Here is a 21,216-nt window from a genome sequence, read left to right as displayed (position 1 = left end):
TATCACCCCCTCTCAGAACTTTGCTTCCAATCCAATAGATTATCTTCCAGCAAGTAAAGCAGATAATTGATTGTCATTCCTAATAAAGCAATGGTCATCGTCGCCGCAAATAACCGGGGCATAATATTATTTACCGCTGAGTTCTGAACCAGCCATCCAAGACCAGCGCTAGCGCCAATCATTTCAGCTGCAATTAGCATTAGAAATGCATGCGATGCGCCCGTTCGTATCCCTGTAAAAATAACCGGGGCTGCTCCTGGTAAAATCACTTTGCTAAAGATGGTAAATTTATCAGCACCAATTGACCGTGCACTTTTAATATAAAGAGGATCGACATTCTGAACACCAACAATGGTAGTAAAAAGTACTGGCCAAATTGTGGACCAAAAGATAATGCTTACCTTGGCAACTTCACCAATTCCAAAAAACAGGATAAAGATTGGGAAGAGGGAAAAAGCGTTAATTTGTCCGAATACTCGCAGTAGTGGCCTTAGTTGTCTTGATAACGCTGGGAAAACACCACCTAAAATAAAACCAGCAGGCACTGCAACGGCAATTGCCAGCACGAATCCAATAAAACTCCTCTGTAAGCTTGCGGCAATATGAATGAACAAACTACCATCCGCTGCAAGTTTTCCAACCGCTAAAAGTACTTGGGACAGTGGCGGAATAAATTGACCGTCGACGATTCCAAGGCGTGGTGCTATTTCCCATAGTAGAAAGAAAATTACAATTCCTGAAACATCGATTATTTTATCCACTAGACTATTTACATGATCTTTCATTTTCTTTTTTCTCCCTTTCTCTATAATATAAAATTGCCGACTGATTCACTGCATACCGTTAGCCATTTCCTATCTATCACACTGTAGATATCCGTTGGAATCGTAGCGTATTTTCACTCACAGTACCTATCTCATTTTTCACCTCGCCTTCCTGTAACAGCTTTTTAGGATTATCATAATCGCTATAAAACTGCTAAATAACTTCAATGTATCCACTCTGTAAAAAAAGGAAGGCTCACAGAAATAGTTACTTTTCTGCAGCCTTCACTTTAACTTGATCAGCCTCTTTTCCTCTATTAAATTCCCGATGCTTTGCCACGCACTTCGCCTGTTTCTATTGCCAACAAGTGATCCGCCCACGAGGCAGCCCACGCTCGCAATTCGCTTATTTGCAATGGTGCAGGAACTTTTGATTCCGTAGTTTCTATCACCTTTTTCGCAAGGCTTTGGTACACTTTCGCTTGCTCCGAATTTGATGACGCTTCTATCGTGGTTTTTCCTTGCAGCTCAGCTTGGGTTACAGTGACGGAACGGGGAACATATTCCACAACGCGCGTCTTGGTTCTAGCAACAAAATCATCAATGATATCTTTCGAGTAGGGAGTATTGATGGAATTCGCAATCAAGCCACCTAACAGCGCACCACCTGAATTAGAATATTTTTGAATGCCTTTAAACAAATTGTTCGCGGCATAAACAGCCATAAAATCGGCGGATGACACTGTAAAAACATGCTCAGCAATACCTTCACGTATGGGAACGGCAAAACCACCGCATACTACGTCTCCTAAAACATCGTAAATGATTACATCTAAATCTAATTCTTCATATACGTTTAACTGTTTTAACAATTGGACCGCAGTAATGATCCCCCTACCAGCACAACCAACTCCTGGAGCCGGTCCACCAGCTTCCACACAATAAACTCCATTGAAACCTTGAAAAATCACATCTTGGGCATTTACCTTGTTTTTTTCTCGCAGTGTATCGAGCACTGTAGGAATATAAGTTCCATCCCGCAAAGTATTGGTGGAATCGGCTTTAGGATCGCAACCAAACTGCATCACTTTATAACCCATTGTTGATAACGCTGCACTAATATTAGAGGTCGTGGTGGATTTACCAATTCCCCCTTTTCCATAAATAGCAATTTGTTTAATTTTTTTACTCATTTTTTTATTCCTCCTACTCTTTATAAGAACAAAAAAGACTAGAGTGATATTTCCATAGAAATATCATTCTAGCCTTTGGTCTTTCATCCAACCAGCTATATTATTTAATTTACTTTGGCACAATGGCTTCATTCCCTTTAAAAGCATATTAAAAACGGGAATTAAGATTCATCTACACAACCTTGTTAAGATCAACAATCAAGGCATCAACATTGATACCATGAGCCGTTGCTCCTTGCTCAATATTTTCAAAACGGGCAGCAGAGCAACCAAAACATCCCATACCATAGTTGCGAAATATCCCCACTGTTTGCGGATGGATTTCAACAACTTCGCTAATACTCATTTCTTTAGTAATTTTCATTTTTATCTCCCCTTATAGTTTAAAATAAAAGGGCAGATTTTTTTCAATGTGAAAAAAATCTGCCTCTGGTTTTTCCAGTCAACAAGTTACCAATATTATTTTAGTTAGTAATTTGATTTATGTTTTAGATTATAAACTTCAAATCGGTTCCTGTCAATCTTATTTTTGCCGTTATAATACCTGTAATGTTTTCTGCCAGCACGTATTTCTTTTATTAGAATTACGCCTGTTCAAATACAATCGCAGAACATCAATTGACAAGAAATTTCAAGCAACTAAATTTATACTTCAGATATTATATTCAGTAAATGCAATGTAACGTGATAAAAATTGTTTCGTACGATCTTCTTTCGGATTACTTAGTATTTCTAGTGGTAGTCCTTGCTCTACGATGACGCCATTATCCATGAAAATGATATGATCGGCAACCTCACGAGCAAAGTTAATTTCGTGTGTAACTACCACTAAGATACAATTGACTTCTTGAGTTACTTTTTTCATTACTTCCAGGACTTCACCTACTAATTCTGGATCAAGTGCTGAAGTTGGTTCATCAAATAGGATCACATCAGGATTAAGGGCGAGTGCACGTGCTATACCAATCCGTTGCTGCTGACCACCTGATAATTCAGAGGGATAAGAATTAGCTTTATTGAGCAGTCCAACCTTTTCTAAAAAATATAAGGCTTTTTCTTTCGCCTCAGTTTTCGGCATTTTTTTTACAACAGTCAAACCTTCCATAATGTTCTCTAAAGCAGTTTTATTTTTAAACAAATTATACATTTGAAAAACCATAGCCGTACGTTGACGCATCTTATGAATATCGCCTTTTGATGCCTTTTCGACATCAATATGGAGATCGTCTAAAATGATTTCTCCACGATCCGCTTTCTCAAGAAAGTTTACCGAACGTAGTAGTGTTGTTTTACCAGAGCCACTTGATCCTATAATAACCGTTACAGAGCCAGTGGGTATCGTGCAATTAATACCTTTTAATACTTCATTGTCACCAAATGCTTTATGGATATTTCTAAATTCAATCATATAGTGGCTCCTTTCTTGAAGAATCCTATTTTTCGTTCTGCCATTAAAGAGAGTTTTTCAAATCCAATACTTATAATCCAATAAATCATAGCCACAACTAAGTAAGTTTCTAAATAGCGATAATTTTCGGCACAAGCAATTTTCGCTCCACCTAAAAGTTCGACTACTGTTATGGTAAAGACAACGGATGTGCTTTTAATCAAGCCCAGAAATTGATTTGCGAGGAGCGGCATAGCAAATACTGCCGCCTGTCTAAATAGGATTCGATAAAACCCTTGAAACCAAGTCATTCCAATTGATAACGCTGCTTCCATTTGCCCTTTATCGACAGAGAGTAATGCGGATCTAAAGATTTCTGATAAATACGCTCCCGTGTGTACAGTAAGCCCAATAATTGCAAATACCATTGGCGGTATATGTTGATAGCCAGTATCGATACCTGTTTTCTCAGTAAATGCCATCAGTAGTAGGGGTAAACCAAAATACACTAGATACAGCATCACCATTGTGGGTATTGCTCTGCCAATCAGCAAATAGACATTAGAAATTTGTTTCAAAATCGGTATATTTCTAAATTGTACGACTGCGCTGGCCAGACCAATTAAGCTTGCCAAAAGCATGCTAATGACTGCCAAAAACAAAGTAATCGGTACAAATTTTAGCATTTCAAGAAAAGTATCAAACATAAAAGAAAACTCTAATATATCGTTCATACAGACGCCCTGCCTTTTTGCAAAAATGCAATAGCCGCAGCCGCCATAACCCTTACTCCATTTTTCAATACTTCATCAGCAGCTTTGAATTTTGGGCTATGGGCTGGTTCTACACTTTCTAGTGGATTATCACTAACACCAATACGAAAAAACACGGATGGTACTTCTTTAGAAAAACGATAAAAGTTTTCTGAACCATTATTAGGAAATTTAGCAATTAAAACATTATCTAGGCCGATTAAATTTGCGGTTGCAGCAACAAACTCTTTTGTCAATTCTGGATCATTATAAACAGCTCCTGATCCTATTCTAAATGATGCGATTCCCTTCACGCCGGTAATACATTCTTGTGCCGTGAGAATATTATTTATATGTTCATGAATTTCTGGATGTAATTTATTATTTTGAGTTCTAATTGTCCCTATTAAAACTACTTCTTTTGGTATGATATTGCCACGTGTACCACCATGAATACTACCAACAGTAATCACTGCTGGTTCAATATGATTTATTTTTCTACTTGGAATGGATTGCAGCTCCATAATTAATTTTGCGGCTGCCAAAATAATATCGTCTGTTTGATGGGGTGCAGAAGCATGACCACCACGACCGGTTAGCGTAATGGTAAATTGACTGGCAGCCAACATCACTTCTTCCGCTTTCACTTGAATTTGTCCGACTTTAACATCCTCAGACACATGAGCTGCTAAAAAGGCTGTTACTTTCGGATTTTCCAAAACACCAAAATCTAGTATTTCCTGAGCACCACCACCGATTTCTTCAGCAGGTTGAAATACTAATTTAACAGTACCCGAGAAATGATCCTTTAACTGGGACAATACATACCCTGTACCCAAAAGATTTACCGTGTGAATATCATGTCCGCATGCATGCATGACACCCTGAGTTTTTGATGCATAATCCAGATCCGTATTCTCATCAATTGGCAAGGCATCCATATCTGCTCTTATACCAATGGCATGATTACCTTCAATATTCCCTTTAATTTCAGCGATGATGGCCGTACTATTTGGCAATCTTACATACTGTATTTCCCATGTGGAAAGCATTTTTTCCACTAATTCTGCTGTTTTGTATTCCTCATTACTCAGTTCAGGATTTTCATGTATTGTATGACGAAGGAAAACTAATTCATTATATATTTCTTCTACGATTGCAGGTATTCTTTCAGTCAAGTTTTTCATAATGAATCTCCTCCCATACCAATTGATACATTACTCATTTTTTTCTCTAAAAATGTTGATAATGCACTGAGTAGGAATACTAAAATAACATAAATGATGGCAACATCAATATACAGTTCTAAACTCCGATGACTGTTGGCTCCCATCAAATCAGCTTTACGCATCATATCAATCACTCCCACATTAAATACCAAAGATGTTCCTTTTAATGTTGAAATAACCGTATTACAAATTGCAGGAATGGCCATACTAAAAGCTTGTGGCAGTATAATCCTTGTATAAGCTTGAATGGTTCCCATACCAATGGCATAAGCCGCCTCTAACTGTCCTTTATCAACAGCTAGAATCCCGCTGCGAATGATTTCTCCAATATAGGCTCCAACATGTAGTGAAAAAACAATAAATACATAAAACAATGCTGGAATCTCACGAATTCCTTGATAACCAAGTTTTTGCAAAAGTTCTGGTAGTCCAAAGTAAACTAAGAATAATTGTACTAAAAAGGGCGTTCCTCGGATAAAAGAAATATAAACTGCAGCGATTTTATCCAAGACTACTATTTTATTAATACGAATCAATGCAACAACACTTCCTAAAATAATGCCTATCATTGTTGCAACAAAGGTAATCAATATTGTCGTATGTACATAGGACAATATAATCGGAAAAGACTTAATGAGATAACCTACGTCAAAATAACCTCCCAAGGTAAAACCCCTTTCGATTTATTTAGGAACAACGGTATAGTCTGCACCTAAAAATTGATCCGATATTTTCTTCAGTGTGCCATCAGCTTTCATTTCTTTCACCGTAGCATCAATTCTATCTGCTAATTTTTGTGAATCAGCATCTTTTCTTAAAATGAAATAAGTAGGGACACTGGAAATAACACTGCCAACACTTTTAAGATCAAGACCTAAGGTTTTCTTTGCTTCTCGTACTGCTACTTCATAGTCGGCACCCGCATCCGCACGGTTGGTAGCAACTAAGTTAAAAGATTCAGCGGAACCTTTATCAGTATAGATTAAATTAATTTTAGGCTCAGCCGTTTCATTAAACTTCTTAATTACTCTAGCAACTTCACTCGTAGGCGTTAGAATCATTGTTTTACCTTTCAAATCATCAAGAGTATTAATATCATTTCGATCACCTTTGACTGTAATTTTCGTGCTAGTATAATTGTTCACTTCTTGTGTAAAGGTATATTTAGCAGCACGTTCATCATTACGTCCCATTTGGTTGGCAATAATATCAACTTGGTTTGATGTCAGACTGACAAAAGCACTTTCAATACTCATGGTTTTAAATTCAAACTTTATATCTTTATTTCTTTTTTGGACTTCTTTTAAAATTTCAATATCATAGCCAGTTAATTCACCTTTATCATCCATATAAGTAAATGGTTTAAAAGTTCCTCTAGTTGCTACATAATAAGTCTTAACGTTCTCATTTGATGTTACTGTTTGCTTATCGTTACTATTTGAGCCACAACCTGCAATAATTGCTACCCCTGTAAGTAATAGAAACGCTAAAAACAACTGAAGTAGACCTCTTTTTTTTATTAATGTTTTCATAATGTTCATTCTCCTTTTAAATATGATTTTTCATTTATTTGTTGTTTTACCCTCTCTTCGAGGATTTTGGAATATAAAAAAGGCCGGAAACATCCCATTGGATGTTTTCCAGCCTTCAATTATATGATCAGCTTTTACAACAAATTTCTTCAAACATCTTAAATTTTATTGCAATAAGAATAACATTTTTCTTTATATACTGTCAATATATTATTATGAAATTAAGAGGCTTCGAATTTTTTTTTATTATTCGAAGCCTCTATTTTTTACGGAATCAGAAAGTATAGCACTTTCTTGATTCCAAGTAAGAACGACTAAGGCTTCTGCCTGCGTCCGAGGACTTGGCACAAGCCAAGTCTTTTCTTATATTTTTTTACTTTTGGCTTGCTTCCAATGCTTCTTCAAGATAATAAAGTAAATCATCAATATCTTCTAACCCAATTGATAAACGTACAAGGTCTTCAGTAATACCACAAGACAATTGCTGCGCAGGTGATAATTGTTGATGAGTCGTACTTGCTGGATGGATCACAAGGGACTTGGCATCGCCAACATTTGCCAAATGAGAAAACAAGCCTAAATTATTGATAAATTTCGTCCCAGCTTTTAGCCCACCATGAATGCCAAAGGTAAGAATTGCTCCCGCCCCTTTGGGGAAATATTTCTGCCCTAATTCATAATACTTACTACTCTTGAGTCCAGGATAATTTACCCAGCTGACAAATTTATGTTGCTCTAAAAATTCTGCGACTTTTTGTGTATTTCTAACATGTCGATCTAACCGCACCGAAAGTGTTTCTAATCCCTGCAAAAATAAGAATGAATTAAATGGTGTGATAACCGCTCCTATATCACGTAATAATGTGACACGTGCTCTAAAAATATAAGCAGCATTTCCAAATTTTTCGGTAAAAGATAAGCCATGGTAACTAGGATCAGCTTCCACCAATCCAGGAAATTTACCATTATCCCAATTAAAATTACCTGAATCAACAATGATGCCGCCAATAGAAGTTCCGTGACCACCAATAAATTTGGTAGCAGAGTGGACAACAATATCCGCCCCCCACTCAATGGGCCTATTTAAATAGGGTGTCGCGAAAGTACTATCAACAATTAAAGGAATGTCATTTTCATGGGCCACTTTAGCTACATTCTCTATATCTAAAATATCAATCCTTGGATTGCCAATAACTTCTGCATAAAGAGCTTTTGTTTTAGAAGTAATCGCCTTACGAAAATTCTCAGGATCGTCTGGGTTTACAAAATGAACCTCTATGCCAAGTTTAGGTAAAGTGTGATGGAATAAATTATAAGTGCCACCATAAATTGCTGATGATGAGACAATTTCATCTCCAGACTGGGCAATATTCAGTATTGAATAAGTAATGGCCGCCTGGCCCGATGCAACTGCCAAAGCACCTACGCCACCTTCTAATGCAGCGACCCGTTCTTCAAAAGCTGTCTGTGTAGGATTCATCATTCTGGTATATGCATTGCCAAATTCTTCAAGAGCAAAGATTCTGGCAGCTCGTTCTGTATCCCCTAATACAAAGGATGTACTCTGATAAATAGGTACTGCTCTAGCCCCAGTTTCCCTATCTGGTATTTGTCCTGCATGCAAAGCCACTGTGTCAAATCCATGTTTTCTTTCTTTTTCACTCATTTTAATTTCTCCTTTCTATTTGTTTTTTTACTAAGCACTAGCACTTACTGTAGTTGTATATATTTTTTCGAGTAAAGTAAGGGCACCCCGATATCCCACATAGGACCTAGAAAGAACCAATTCATAGGATGCTGGAAATCCGACTTCCACAATTGCTCCCTTTAACTCTTTGGCAAGATCTCGCTCCCAAGTAGTGCCAAATATGATAGGAGCCTTGTGACCGAAGTTTGTTTGCCTAATTTTTTGATGGATAATGTAACTATCTTCTTCAAATTCAACATCTGTGGCTACATCCTCAGCGATCTTTCGATACTCTTCTCGAATGTTTTCCCGATATTCTTCTGGTGGATTCTCCGTGATAATTTGTTTTCCTGGAATAATACCCAACTGATTCACTAAAAATTTAGTTAACGCAAGATTGTAGGCACTATCACCAACAACGGCAAATTTTGCCGGCAATCCCCACCAATATTCCGCATAGAAATCGGAGAAGCTTTCTAGATAATGATAATAAGTCTCCTCCTCTTGCCGAATAAAATCTTCAACTGGAGCATGATCCAGCCCTGCAAAAGCTGCTACTTTACGCAAAAAGCTACTGGTTTCTTGCGCTCCAATAGGAATTACAGGTACATGCAGGTACGGTTGCCCATATTTACTTTCTAAATGCTCAGCTGTTTGAAGACCTAACCAAGGAGAAAGAACTAAATTAAATTGAGCCTTAGGGATTTTTTCCCATTCAGATACGCCTTTCGATTCATAGCCAAACAATATGTTTACCGTAAGACCAATCCCTTCTAATATACGCTTGATTTCCGTGAGATCACCACGCCAAAAGGTATTATGGTATGGTAATAGGGACCAAAGGTTGACAGTCCCCTGCTGCCGTGGCCCATCATACTCTCCTACATATTGATCAATAATAGCGCGCGTCACCAGTTCGTGACCGGTAAAATTATTACCTTTAAAACCACCTGTTTCAGCATAAACAATAGGGACACCTTGCTCTTGAAATTCTTTAACCACAGTTCCTACATCATCCCCTACCAAATCTGAAATGCAGCCTGTCAAAACAACAAATAAATCTGTATCTAGAATCTTAATAGAAGCCTTGATTAATTCTCGCAATCGCCCTTCACCTCCGAATACCACATCTAATTCTCTAGAGTTCGTACTCGGCACCACTGCACCACCACCATATCCTCCTCCCTGAAAGCCATTATAAAAAGCAACATTCATAAACTGTTTGTCTGCACAACCAGGACCGCAATGGACAATAGGAATAACACGGGGGATAGCCGAGGCGCTATGCATAGCCGCAATGGAGCAAACATAACGTATTTGCTGAATAGAATTGGTATTTTTTGCAACTTCAATTTCAGGCATGTTTTTTCCCCTCCGTATACAATGGACTTCCTTCCTTTGCCAAAATAAATGGATCTTCCTGATCCAGCCACCATTGTTTATAAGGCAGCTTAGTGTGTGATGCTAAATCTTGATGAAATTTCTTATGTGCCAAAATATCAAGTATCGATTCGCCTAGATTAATGATTCCCTGATATCCCAAGGAATGATGCTCATCGCCAAGGGGCGCAGCCGGAATTCCCATACGAGAAGCTAGGGGCGCAAGACCATTGTGGCGAATTAGAATAAAATCGGGATTCACTCTTTTGAGTAAACTATAAAATTGGTGTTGCTGACGATTGCTCACAGTAAAATGTGAAACATCCCCATAGTTATCAACTACATGAGCAAGGGAGTCTTGCCTAGGATCTTGACTGTCATAAATTGGATCGTGATGGAATACAAGTGAGCCATTCACTTCGACTCCTAATTCTCGAAGTACAGCAATCAATCCATGGGCATAAGCAGAACCCGTTGCAACATAGCCCTTTTTTCCCTTAAGAAGGGTACGCAATTCTGCTAGACGGGGGGCAATCCTTGCATGCTCTTTGGCAATATAAGCTTCTGCCTTTTCCTCCCTGTGGGTAACTCGTGCCAATTCTCGAAACCAAGCATCTGTCCCTGCAAAACCATAAGGCAGAGGTGCCTTAATTTCTGGAACACCAAATTCTTGTTCTAAGCCTGCCGCCATATAGGAAGAAAGGGTATAGCAAAACCCAACAGTAGCTGCCGCTTCAGAAAGTTGTTCTAGATCTTCTACGGTTGCCAGATCAACTACATAGTTAACTCTAAGTCCTAGTTCAGCAAGCATCGGAGTGAAAATATCAGAACCCCATAAGTTAATCACATTGACCAGATCTTCTTGCTTTTTAGGATTTTTACGTACGACTTGCCTTATGATACCGTGCTGGGTTGCATCGAAGCCAGTACTCCAGTGTTTGGACTTAAAGCCTTCGCAATGGAGAGGAATGACAGGTATCTTAAGCTCAGTTTCCATCTGACTTGCTGTACCATCCACATCATCACCAATAATTCCAGTAGCGCAAGAGGTGGCAATAAAAATAGCTTTCGGATGATAACGTTCCCATGCATCTCGAATGGACTGTTCTAATTTGGCAACGCCCCCATAGACCATATCTTCTTCTTGTAGATTCGTGCAAATCACATGCTGGTTTTCTACTGGTAAATTGCGCCCCGCCAAACCATTGCGATAGATGGAATTATAGATGACTTGGCCTGCACCGCAGCCAATCGGTGAATGCTGAATCAGTACTGCGTTGCGAATATGACCAGCTTGGCATTCTACCATTTGCTCACTGCAAACAGATCCTTGCGTGAATGGCCCCTCAATCTCGCAAAGTTTACGCGACTTTTCTCCACAAGTCGTTTCACAACTACCACGTGCATAAGCTGATTCCTTAGAAAGATCCGACGCCTTTCCATCCCAGGAAATAATGGTGCCAAGACGTTGTTCACGACTTTCAACCACTGGAGTATTAAAATTAATCTTCATACTAGTCACTCCTTATAAGTCTTTATATACTTTCTGATTCCGTATAAAAAGAGACCAAGCCTTAATCCTCTAATGAGAGGTGTAAGACTGGTCTCTAGTTTATCTACTAGCCAACCGCTTTTAATTACATTGGATTTATTTTATTATCGGTAGGTATCGAGTACTTTACCGTAAATATCCTCTATAACCCTAAGGCCACCATTATAACCAGCATATCCGCAATTCAAAATAAGCCTATAAGCAACAGGAACACTGACAATTAAAAGATCAGCCCCAATTTCCGTAGCTAGATCTCGTTCCCAGGCACTCCCTAGGATCAGCCCTCTGCTTTTATGCTCATCTTTTCTAATTTCTTCTTGAATGGCACCAGCATCAATAGAAAAACTAACCTTAGCGGAACGGAATTCGGAAATTTTCTCGAACTGTTCGTGAATAGCCCCTTGAAATACTTCCGGTGTATCATCAATAATAAACTGTTTCGTTGGCAGAATACCAAGTTCGTTCAGTAAATATTTGGAGAAACCAATGGCGTAAGAAGCATCTAAAATAGTATAAAAACGACGTGGAAGACCATATCTAAATTCCAACATAAAATCAGCCATTCTTTCAATATGCATATAAAACTTTTCTTCTTCTTTTTTAATGAAGGCTTCTGCATAATCTACGTCAAGAGCACCGAAGGCCACCACTTGCCTAAGAAACTTTGTTGTTTCTAGACCACCAATTGGTAAATACGAAAAATGAGTATAAGGAGTATCATATTTATTTTTTAAATGCTCAGCAATCTCAAGGCCCGCCCAGGCACTAACAACAATGTTGAACTCGGCTTGAGGGATTGTTTTCCACTCTTCAATTCCTTGAGACTCTGCCCCAAATAGAATATTGACGGTAAGGCCGATTCCTTCCAATATCCGTTTAATTTCTTCTAAATTTCCATTCCAAAAAGCATCTTGATAAGGGATGGTAGCAAATACATTGACTAACCTCTTAATTTTATGGCTTCCTACTTTAAATTTATCTACATATTGATCAATAATTCCTTTGACTACCGTTTCATGACTTACATAATTATTACTTTTAAAACCACCTGTTTCAACATAGACAATAGGCTTATCTTGTTCTTGATAGCGGCTCGTCACTTGTGCGACATCATCGCCAATAATATCAGAGGTACACCCAGTCAGTACGACATAAAGATCTGCGTCGATTACTTGAAAGGCTCCCTCAATAACAGTTCCTAATTTTGATTCTCCACCAAACACAATCTCTGATTCACTTGCGTTGGTACAAGGTACCGTGTTGCCACCTGCATAACCTTCACCTTGTCCTAGAAGCCTATTGATTTTGTCACCGCAACCTGGTCCTGAATGCAAAATAGGAACGGCTCTCTTTATGGCAATTATCGACTGTTGTGCGCCTAAAGCGCAAGAATAGCGAGGCTGTTCAATAAGTTTTGACATTTAGGTCACTCCTTAGAAAAGAAAATGGATCTTGATCTAGCCACCATTTGGTATAAGGCATTGTACTGTGTTTTGCCAAATTAATTACAAATTCTTTGTTATCAAGAGTCTCCAGAATCCTTTCCCCGTAATTTAGAATGCCCTGATAACCAAAGCTTAACTGCTCATCCCCAACTAATAGAGTAGGAATTCCTAGTTTTGCACCCCAAAGAGTCATACCACCGTGTCTTGCAATCATAATATCTGGCTTTATTTTGTTTAATACATTAACTAATTCATAGGCTTGTTTATTACAAACATTATAATTAGGAATATCACCATAGGTGTTTACCGCATGAGCTAAGGCATCAGAAGTGGTCGTACCATTATCATAAATTGGATCATGATGAAAAATTGCAGCACCTTGCACTTCTAGCCCTAATTCCCGCAGTAGAGCAATTAAAGCGTGACCATGTGCAGCTCCCGCTGTTAAATAGGCTTTTTTCCCTTGAATTTGCTCCCGATATTCTTGTAATTTGGGTAATATCCGTTCATGTTCTTTGACAATCAAAGCCTCAATCTGCTCTTGCCGATCCAAAACTCGCCCTAGCTCCCTCATCCATTGATCGGTTCCTGCTATACCATAGGCTGGTGGAGATTTGATTTCTGGCACGCCATAAACCTGTTCTAGAGCAGCACCGATATAAGTGCCAAGAGTTGGACAAATTTGAATGGTTGCTACCGCTTCCGAAATATATTTCAACTGTGCTGTAGTCGAAAATGGAATGATATAATCGGCTTCATATCCTAACGGATTCAATATTTCATCAAAAATGTGGCTACCCCAAAAATTAACGATATTCACCTTATTCGACTTTTTTTCTGGGGGTTTTACGAGTTTTCTAATGATGGAATGATAGGCCGCATCAAAACCGGTCGTCCAAATTTTCGATTTAAACCCTTCACAGAAACACGAGATAATAGGAATGCCAAGTTCTTCCGTTAAATCATTGGCAACGCCCTCCACATCATCACCGATAATTCCTGAAGCACAAGATGTTGTAATAAAAATTGCATTAGGATGTATTCTTTCATAAGCGGTACGAATGGTATTTGCAAGTTTTTGTGTCGCCCCAAAAATAGTATCCTGTTCCTCAATATTCGTATTAAAATAGCGCCCAATCACTGGAGGCAAGTTTCTTTCCATTTGACCTACTCGGTATACAAAATTAAACGTAAAAAAATCTCCTGCACACCCCACTGGAGCATGATTGACAACAATGGCATCTTGTATCATAGACAGCTGACAAAAAGCATTGCCAGAACTGCACCCCATACATTGGCTAAAACTTCTTTCACTCTCTTTTAGCGTACCAGCTCGAGCGCATCCAACTAACTCTCCAGCAGTGCCTGCAAACCCTGTAATCGACCCCAGACGTGATTCTCGAGTTTGGACCTCTGAAGCATTAAGATTAATTTTACTCATCCTTACCTCCCTCGCTTAACACATTAATTTTATGATTTTTTAAAAGGCTGGTCAGAATTAAAACCTGCCCAGCCTTTACTTTTATAATTAAAATGCAGGAACTACAGCCACTCCATACTTATCCTGGATGAATTTCTTCACATCAGGAGAAGTTAGTATTTCTCCTATTTTCTTAATTTCTGGCCTACTTTCCTCACCTTTTCTTACAAATAAATCATTTGCATAAGGTGAATTCGCATCTTCTCTAAAGAGTGCCGTTTTAGGATCTATTTTTGCTTCAAGAATGAAATTAGTATTGATAATTGCACCATCAACATCAGGTAGTGAACGGGTTAGTTGTGCGGAGTCAACTTCAACAAATTTCAGTTTTTTCGGATTTTCTACAATGTCTCTAGGAGTCGCCGCAAAATTAGCAATCCCTTCTTTTAATTTAATCAAACCCTGGGATTGTAATAAGACTAGAGATCGATACTCATTGGAGGGATTGTTAGGAATAGCGATGGTAGCACCTTCTTTCAGCTCATCTTTGCTTTTTATTTTTTGTGAATATAAGCCAATGGGTTCTACATGCACTTTCGCAGCTACAACAAAATTATACCCCTTTTCTTTTGCTACAGATTCATAGTAAGGAACGTGTTGAAAATAATTAGCATCAATTGCTTTTGTTTGCAATGCAGGATTTAATTGCGCCTCATCATCCAGCACAACCACTTCAAGATTGATCCCTTCCTGCTTCAATTTAGGTTTTATAAAATTTAAAATTTCCGCATGTGGCACTACTGCTGCTCCCACTTTTACAGTTACTTCTGATTTACTAGTACTTGCTGGGGCGCTTTCCTTTTTAGATGAGCATCCAGTAAATAAACCGGCAACCATGATAATACTGATAACTCCAATGATAATTTTAAAGAGAATACTTTTTTTCAACATACAAATCACCCTTTTTCCTATATTTTTAATCAAATTTATACCTTTTCCCATTAATATAGTTAGCTAAAAAATCACCACCAAACTGCACACCTTGCACTAGAATAATCAAGGTTATGACAGTAGCAATCATAATATCATCTCGATATCTCATATATCCAAACCGTATGGCAAGGCTCCCCAAACCTCCTGCCCCAATTGCCCCAGCAACTGCCGTCATACCTATAATTCCTACCACTGCAATGGTCAACCCGCGGATGAGAGAAGGCAGAGCTTCAGGAATAAGTACTTTTGTAATGATCGTTAAAGGGTTAGCGCCAATGGCCGTCGCCGCTTCGATTTTACCAAAACTAACCTCCTTAAGGCAGTTCTCAATAATTCTAGCAATGAATGGTGCGGCTCCAATGGCTAAGGGTACAACTGCTGCCGTAGCCCCCAGGGTCGTTCCCACAATAAACCTAGCTAAAGGAAGTAAAACAACAATAAGAATAATGGTTGGAAATGAACGTACTATATTGATAATTGTCCCCAAAGCTTTATTGATTTTGGGGGCTTCCAACACATTGCCTTTTTCTGTAGCTACTAATATAATTCCAAGTGGCAATCCAATCGCGAAGGCAATGAGAGTAGAAAGGGTTACCATGTAAACTGTTTCACCAAGACCAGTGAGTAGTAGCTCTAATACATCGTCGTTCAAATCCCACCACCTTCCTTATATACACGCTTTGCTTCAAACCCCTGCAAAATGCTAATAAATCGTTTCGCCGTATCACTCTCAGGATTTAAGAAGAATTTTTCAACTGGGCCATTTTCAACAATTCTTCCCTGCTCGATAACAGCCATATTGTTGCAAATATGTTTCAATACATCAAGTTCGTGGGTAATTAGGACAATTGTTAAACCCAATTTCTTATTGATATCTTTTAGAAGTTCCAATATGGAATAGGTTGTTTGGGGATCAAGAGCAGACGTCGCTTCATCACTAAGTAGCACATCTGGCTTATTGGAAAGAGCCCTAGCAATACCAACTCTTTGCTTTTGTCCTCCACTTAATTGCAAGGGGTATGCTTTGGCTTTATCTGCCAAACCAACTAACTCAAGAATTTCTTCCACCCGATGCCTGATTTGCTTCTTAGGATATCCGGAAACCTTCAAAGGAAAGGCAACATTTTCAAAAACATTTTTTGCATCAAGTAAATTAAATTGCTGAAAAATCATACCTATTTTTCTTCTAGCCAACTTTAAATGCTGTTTGTTCATAGCTGTAATGTCTTGCCCTGCTATGATAACCTTACCTGAATCAGGTTCTTCAAGGCGATTTAAACATCTAATTAAAGTTGATTTACCAGCTCCACTAAAACCGATAATGCCAAAAATATCGCCTTTTTCAACTTGCAAATTTATATTACGCAAGGCATTTATCCTAGCATGAGGCGTAATATAATCTTTATTTAAATCCTCAATTGTAATCATTCAGTCCACCTTCCTTAACCTTTCTATTCGGCAAATAGCCAATTATAAAAATAAAGAGGCTATATTCCATTATAAAATGGACTATAGCCTCTAGTTCTTCGACCAGTCGGCAAGGTTCTACTCTAGAATCTATTCGTTTTTTCTAGACATAATGGCCATTGATAACTCATTTTATGAATCTACCATCATCTTTTGTATGTGAAAGTTTATGTATACTTTTTTCGAACCACCCAGTCTTTTCAGTTTCTCTGACATCAAATTTTGGTACATAAGGTTTTATATCTAATAAAGGAGTCCCATCGATAGTATCTACATCCTTAATATACAGTGTATTGCCTTCGACCTTAATCAGACGTACAACTGATATGCCAATTGAGTTAGGTCGACTTGGTGATCGGGTAGCAAAAATTCCGTGCAGCTCATTATCCAGAAAAGGTTTTACTAGCAAAGAAGACTCCCTAATCAAATGAAAGTGGTACAGCAACATAAGATGAGAAAACCCCTCAATATCTTTTAAGCCTGCAACGTATTCTGGATCTAATTCAATACTACCAACAATCTCCTGGGCTGCAACAGCTTGAATTGGTGTCCCCTTTGCCTCTTTAAAGGGCGAGTGAATGATACCTATCGGCTTATAATCAATCATCTGTTTCCTTCCTTTGTCTTTACTAAGAAGCAATAATTTGACACCTAATACTACTAAAAATTAATTCTTCTATCAGCTTATAAACTCAAGTTACATTTAAGGAAATTTGACCTACTCTTACTCATTTACATCTATTCGAACACCCTAAGCCACCAGATGCCTGGCATCCTTTTATTGTCCCTAGTAGTGCATTATTCTTGATAAACTTTCCTCTTTTTGCATAAGCGCTAAGGGCTTTATCAATGGTACCAGATACACTTAAGGCAATTATCCCCTCACGTCGCAATTCTTTCTCCGCTCCCGGGCCAATTTTGTTAACTAGTACAACTTCAACATCAGCAAGTAATTGAACTGTAGTAGCATGATCGCCTTCAGATTCTTCAAGCGTTTTTTTTCTACGTTCAATAAATTGGTAAGCTCCCCCTTCATTGCTTTCATAAATCCAGAATTCTTCCGCTCTACCAAAATGCTCATTAATGGCTATTCCATCAGTACTCGCAACAGCAACTTTAGACATACTATACACTTCCTTTTCTCTTATTATTAACTTTAGTAATACATACTTAAAATAAAAAGGCAAAGATTGATTCCTTCACAAGGAACCTTTCTTTGCCTTCAGTCATTACTACTGATCAGCTTTACGTTCTAATTTGTTTATATAATATACTTGTTTATAGCACTTTGTCAAGATGCGATTCGATCAGCTTGAGCGAGTTCGGGAAATAGTTTTATCCATAGAATAACAACCAATACTGTGCCAATACCACCAATCAGCAGTGCAGGCACTGTACCGAAAAAAGCTGCCGTTACACCAGACTCAAATTCTCCTAATTGATTAGAAGTTCCAATAAACATTGAGTTGACTGCACTCACTCTTCCCCGCATTTCATCTGGCGTCTGCAATTGCACTAAGGAGGAACGAATGACAACGCTGATGACATCTGCAGCACCAAGGACAACTAATGAAGCGAGAGATAAAGCAAAGGACGTTGATAAGGCAAATACAATGGTAGCCAGTCCAAAAACAAATACAGCGCTAAACATCGTTCGACCGACTTTACGTTTAAGAGGATAATGGGCTAAAAGACCTGACATCAATAAGGCACCTACGGCTGGTGCTGAGCGTAAAATCCCCACTCCCTCTGGCCCAATAAAAAGCACATCTTTAGCATAAATCGGCAATAGAGCAGTTGCTCCTCCTAACAGTACAGCAAAAAGATCCAGGGATATGGCACCAAGTATTGTGGGTTTTCGACGAATAAAAGTGATCCCAGCAAATAATTCTCGTAGATTAACAGCATGGACTTTCCGTATTTCACGTTGAATTTTAATTCTAGAAATAAGAAGACTGGCACCTAGAAAAAGTACACTAATTGTACAATAAACATAGCCAGGACCTGCAGCATAAAGTAATCCCCCAATTGCCGGCCCTATGATATTGGCTGTCTGATTTGCCGAACTAACAGTCGCCAAAGCTTGCGGAAAAATCTTAGCCGATACCAATCCAGGCATAAAAGCTTGCATCGTCGGTCCCTCAAAAGCCCTGGCTGCGCCGATCAGAAATACAATGGTAATGATACTTTCTTTGCTAAGCCAACCAGTATAACTTCCGATTGCCAACAAACCTACCCCCACGCCTTCCGTTATTTGACAAATACAAATAACTTTCTGACGATTAAAACGGTCCGCCACATGCCCAACAACAAGAGTTAGTAAAAACATTGGCAAAAACTGAGCAAGACCAACCAACCCTAAATAGAAGGGACTATCAGTCAACTCGTAGACTTGCCACCCCACGGCAACAGCTAGCATTTGATACGCCAGAGTTGTCAGAACCCTAGAAAACCAAAAATGTACATATGACTTGCAGTGAATGAGGGAAGAAACTTGCGCATTCTTATTATGTGTTTTCAACATATAACATGAGTCTCCTTGTTTGTTATACAACCAATGTCTCACCAATTAAATAAAAGAGATCAAACCACTTTCATTTCAGAAAGAGCTTGACCTTTTTTCATAGTCATTCATCCTTGAAATTGACAATCTTTAACTTTTATTATATTCAGCTTGGTCACTTTGTCAATATAGTATGACATTTTGTAAAACCTTTTATTAAATTTTACTTTGACTTACTTATTTACCTATGTTAATATTATTCATAAATTAATATTAAACTCTTATCTAGAGAGGTCGAGGGACTGGCCCTATGACACCCGGCAGCCGGCAGCAATGCAACGGTGCTAATTCCAGCAGGAGCAATCCTGAAAGATGAGAGGAATGTGCGGTTTAAAGAGCCCCTTTCCTCGGAAAGGGGCTCTTTTTGTTACCCTACTTGATTAGAAGAGCATAACAGCCTTCTAGCGAGTTTTTATAATATCAAAAAAATGGAGGAATGCACTATGCCTATAAAAATTCCTAACAATTTACCTGCTACCAACATCCTGGAAAGTGAAAACATTTTCGTAATTCATGAGAACCGAGCCTATACCCAAGATATACGTCCTCTTAAAATATTAATTTTAAATCTCATGCCTATCAAGATTACTACTGAGACTCAATTACTCCGCCTGCTAGGTAATTCTCCTCTGCAAGTGGAAGTTGACTTCATGTATACTGCTACTTATTGTCCTACCAATACATCACAAGAACATCTGATTAAATTTTATGAAACATTCGAGGATATAAAATCTCGCAACTATGATGGCATGATTATTACGGGTGCACCTGTCGAACAAATTCCCTTTGAACAGGTAGCCTACTGGGATGAACTTTGCGAAATTATGGAATGGAGTAAAACCCATGTATATTCTACTCTCCATATTTGCTGGGCATCCCAAGCCGGACTATACTACCACTATGGTATTCCAAAATATGATCTTCCACAAAAAATATTTGGAGTTTTCCCCCACAAAAAGAATGATACGGAACAAGTCAAACTATTCCGTGGTTTTGATGATATCTTTCATGTTCCCCATTCCAGACATACTGAATTTAAACGGGAAGATATCCTAAAAAATCCTAAGCTGCGCATCTTGTCAGAGTCTGATATTTCCGGAGTGTATGCTGCCGCTGATCTAACAGGTAGACAATTCTTCATCGCAGGCCATTCAGAATACGATCCTCTTTCTCTCAAGGCTGAATATGATCGGGATTTTGCTCAAGGGTTATCAGTTCAAATCCCACAAAATTATTACCCTAATGATGACCCCACACAAACACCAGTAGTCCTCTGGCGAAGTGCTGCCAACCTGCTCTTTTCTAACTGGCTCAACTACTATGTTTATCAGGAAACGCCTTTCGATCTATCTTTATTATAAGGTTCTTTACTTACTCTCCCTTGCGGTAATCTAAAAACATGTAGCAGAAAAAAAGACTTAAGAAAAAAGGCCAGACTTACCCCCTAGGGTAAATCTAGCCTTTAGTTTTCCTAACCAGCCTAGATATAATTGGCTCATTCACTAACATCCAATCTTAACTCTATTTTTAAAATACAACGCTACATAATTCCCCATTTACGCCCATACTCTAGAAATATTTGAAATTCTTGATCAAGAAATCCATTTCCCAGTAAATATTCTTTTGCCTCTTGCCCTTCCATCACCGACGAATCAGCAAAAATAGAACCCTGTTGAAAATGAAAAGAAAACTCTTTTGCCGCCAACAATTCCATCATTAAAGCAACCCGTTCCGCTCTGTGCTGCAATTGTAAGCCAAAATTTCTTACTGCCTGGGCATCAACTACATCGTTCTTTAGAAAGTGACCACTAAACAAGGGTTCCTCCACGGGTTTTAAAATAATTCGGGTCAG

21 protein-coding genes and 1 riboswitch are annotated in these 21,216 nt (G+C 38.5%); of the genes, 1 reads left to right on the top strand and 20 read right to left on the bottom strand.

The features are described from left to right. Positions 1-2: 2 nt before the first annotated feature. The 19 genes from QSJ81_RS17510 to QSJ81_RS17420 all read right to left on the bottom strand — a co-directional run bounded on the left by QSJ81_RS17510 (position 3) and on the right by QSJ81_RS17420 (position 19,325). Entirely contained in the window at positions 3-785 is a 783-nt protein-coding gene (locus QSJ81_RS17510; RefSeq protein WP_285718638.1) for an ABC transporter permease, read from the bottom strand. Between the two features lie 296 nt (positions 786-1,081). Continuing rightward, entirely contained in the window at positions 1,082-1,957 is an 876-nt protein-coding gene (gene nifH / locus QSJ81_RS17505; protein ID WP_285718637.1) for a nitrogenase iron protein, read from the bottom strand. 172 nt (positions 1,958-2,129) lie between these two features. After that, positions 2,130-2,321, bottom strand: coding sequence for a DUF1858 domain-containing protein (locus QSJ81_RS17500; protein WP_038671810.1), 192 nt, complete (start codon positions 2,319-2,321; stop codon positions 2,130-2,132). 288 nt (positions 2,322-2,609) lie between these two features. Next, positions 2,610-3,365: an amino acid ABC transporter ATP-binding protein gene (locus QSJ81_RS17495; protein ID WP_285718636.1), complete on the bottom strand. Its 756-nt coding sequence runs from the start codon at positions 3,363-3,365 to the stop codon at positions 2,610-2,612. Next, positions 3,362-4,078 (bottom strand): amino acid ABC transporter permease, encoded by a 717-nt coding sequence (locus QSJ81_RS17490; protein WP_285718635.1) that lies wholly within the window; start codon positions 4,076-4,078, stop codon positions 3,362-3,364. The genes QSJ81_RS17495 and QSJ81_RS17490 overlap by 4 nt, the downstream gene beginning before the upstream one ends. Continuing rightward, on the bottom strand, positions 4,075-5,283 hold the full coding sequence (locus QSJ81_RS17485) for a M20 metallopeptidase family protein (RefSeq protein ID WP_285718634.1): 1,209 nt from the start codon (positions 5,281-5,283) through the stop codon (positions 4,075-4,077). Before QSJ81_RS17485 ends, QSJ81_RS17490 begins: the two co-directional genes overlap by 4 nt. Continuing rightward, a complete protein-coding gene (locus QSJ81_RS17480; protein ID WP_285718633.1) occupies positions 5,280-5,990 on the bottom strand; it encodes an amino acid ABC transporter permease in 711 nt (236 codons plus the stop codon). The genes QSJ81_RS17485 and QSJ81_RS17480 overlap by 4 nt, the downstream gene beginning before the upstream one ends. 18 nt (positions 5,991-6,008) lie before the next feature. Beyond that, a complete protein-coding gene (locus QSJ81_RS17475; RefSeq protein ID WP_285718632.1) occupies positions 6,009-6,857 on the bottom strand; it encodes a transporter substrate-binding domain-containing protein in 849 nt (282 codons plus the stop codon). 373 nt (positions 6,858-7,230) lie between these two features. After that, positions 7,231-8,523 (bottom strand): O-acetylhomoserine aminocarboxypropyltransferase/cysteine synthase family protein, encoded by a 1,293-nt coding sequence (locus QSJ81_RS17470; protein WP_285718631.1) that lies wholly within the window; start codon positions 8,521-8,523, stop codon positions 7,231-7,233. A gap of 30 nt (positions 8,524-8,553) precedes the next feature. Further along, a complete protein-coding gene (locus QSJ81_RS17465) occupies positions 8,554-9,906 on the bottom strand; it encodes a nitrogenase component 1 (protein WP_285718630.1) in 1,353 nt (450 codons plus the stop codon). After that, the gene (locus QSJ81_RS17460) at positions 9,899-11,437 is read right to left on the bottom strand and encodes a nitrogenase component 1 (protein ID WP_285718629.1); all 1,539 of its coding nucleotides are present in this window, start codon (positions 11,435-11,437) and stop codon (positions 9,899-9,901) included. The genes QSJ81_RS17465 and QSJ81_RS17460 overlap by 8 nt, the downstream gene beginning before the upstream one ends. Before the next feature lie 143 nt (positions 11,438-11,580). Then, positions 11,581-12,897: a nitrogenase component 1 gene (locus QSJ81_RS17455; protein WP_285718628.1), complete on the bottom strand. Its 1,317-nt coding sequence runs from the start codon at positions 12,895-12,897 to the stop codon at positions 11,581-11,583. Next, a complete protein-coding gene (locus QSJ81_RS17450; protein ID WP_285718627.1) occupies positions 12,881-14,362 on the bottom strand; it encodes a nitrogenase component 1 in 1,482 nt (493 codons plus the stop codon). Before QSJ81_RS17450 ends, QSJ81_RS17455 begins: the two co-directional genes overlap by 17 nt. A gap of 87 nt (positions 14,363-14,449) precedes the next feature. Next, the gene (locus QSJ81_RS17445) at positions 14,450-15,292 is read right to left on the bottom strand and encodes a MetQ/NlpA family ABC transporter substrate-binding protein (RefSeq protein WP_285718626.1); all 843 of its coding nucleotides are present in this window, start codon (positions 15,290-15,292) and stop codon (positions 14,450-14,452) included. Between the two features lie 25 nt (positions 15,293-15,317). Beyond that, positions 15,318-15,986 (bottom strand): methionine ABC transporter permease, encoded by a 669-nt coding sequence (locus QSJ81_RS17440; protein ID WP_285718625.1) that lies wholly within the window; start codon positions 15,984-15,986, stop codon positions 15,318-15,320. Next, positions 15,983-16,762 carry a methionine ABC transporter ATP-binding protein gene (locus QSJ81_RS17435; RefSeq protein WP_038671847.1) on the bottom strand — a complete coding sequence of 260 codons (780 nt, stop codon included), beginning with the start codon at positions 16,760-16,762 and terminating at the stop codon, positions 15,983-15,985. Before QSJ81_RS17435 ends, QSJ81_RS17440 begins: the two co-directional genes overlap by 4 nt. 166 nt (positions 16,763-16,928) lie before the next feature. After that, on the bottom strand, positions 16,929-17,408 hold the full coding sequence (gene tsaA / locus QSJ81_RS17430) for a tRNA (N6-threonylcarbamoyladenosine(37)-N6)-methyltransferase TrmO (protein ID WP_285718624.1): 480 nt from the start codon (positions 17,406-17,408) through the stop codon (positions 16,929-16,931). A 121-nt stretch (positions 17,409-17,529) separates the two neighbouring features. Next, complete coding sequence (locus QSJ81_RS17425) at positions 17,530-17,925, bottom strand: NifB/NifX family molybdenum-iron cluster-binding protein (protein WP_285718623.1); 396 nt, start codon at positions 17,923-17,925, stop codon at positions 17,530-17,532. 167 nt (positions 17,926-18,092) lie between these two features. Then, positions 18,093-19,325, bottom strand: a complete 1,233-nt coding sequence (locus tag QSJ81_RS17420) for an MFS transporter (RefSeq protein WP_285718622.1) — start codon at positions 19,323-19,325, stop codon at positions 18,093-18,095. Between the two features lie 257 nt (positions 19,326-19,582). After that, a riboswitch (SAM riboswitch) is annotated at positions 19,583-19,683 on the top strand. A 124-nt stretch (positions 19,684-19,807) separates the two neighbouring features. On the opposite strand from QSJ81_RS17420, the gene metA reads away from it, so the two are divergent. Continuing rightward, complete coding sequence (gene metA / locus QSJ81_RS17415; RefSeq protein WP_285718621.1) at positions 19,808-20,725, top strand: homoserine O-acetyltransferase MetA; 918 nt, start codon at positions 19,808-19,810, stop codon at positions 20,723-20,725. Positions 20,726-20,904: 179 nt separating this feature from the next. Here metA and QSJ81_RS17410 read toward each other — a convergent pair whose 3' ends face one another. After that, positions 20,905-21,180, bottom strand: a complete 276-nt coding sequence (locus tag QSJ81_RS17410) for a hypothetical protein (RefSeq protein WP_285718620.1) — start codon at positions 21,178-21,180, stop codon at positions 20,905-20,907. Positions 21,181-21,216 lie beyond the last annotated feature (36 nt).

The organism is Pelosinus sp. IPA-1, from assembly GCF_030269905.1.
Classification (GTDB): domain Bacteria; phylum Bacillota; class Negativicutes; order DSM-13327; family DSM-13327; genus Pelosinus.
The sequence above is the reverse complement of the archived record's forward strand: the minus strand, read 5'-3'. Positions and strand labels throughout refer to the sequence as shown.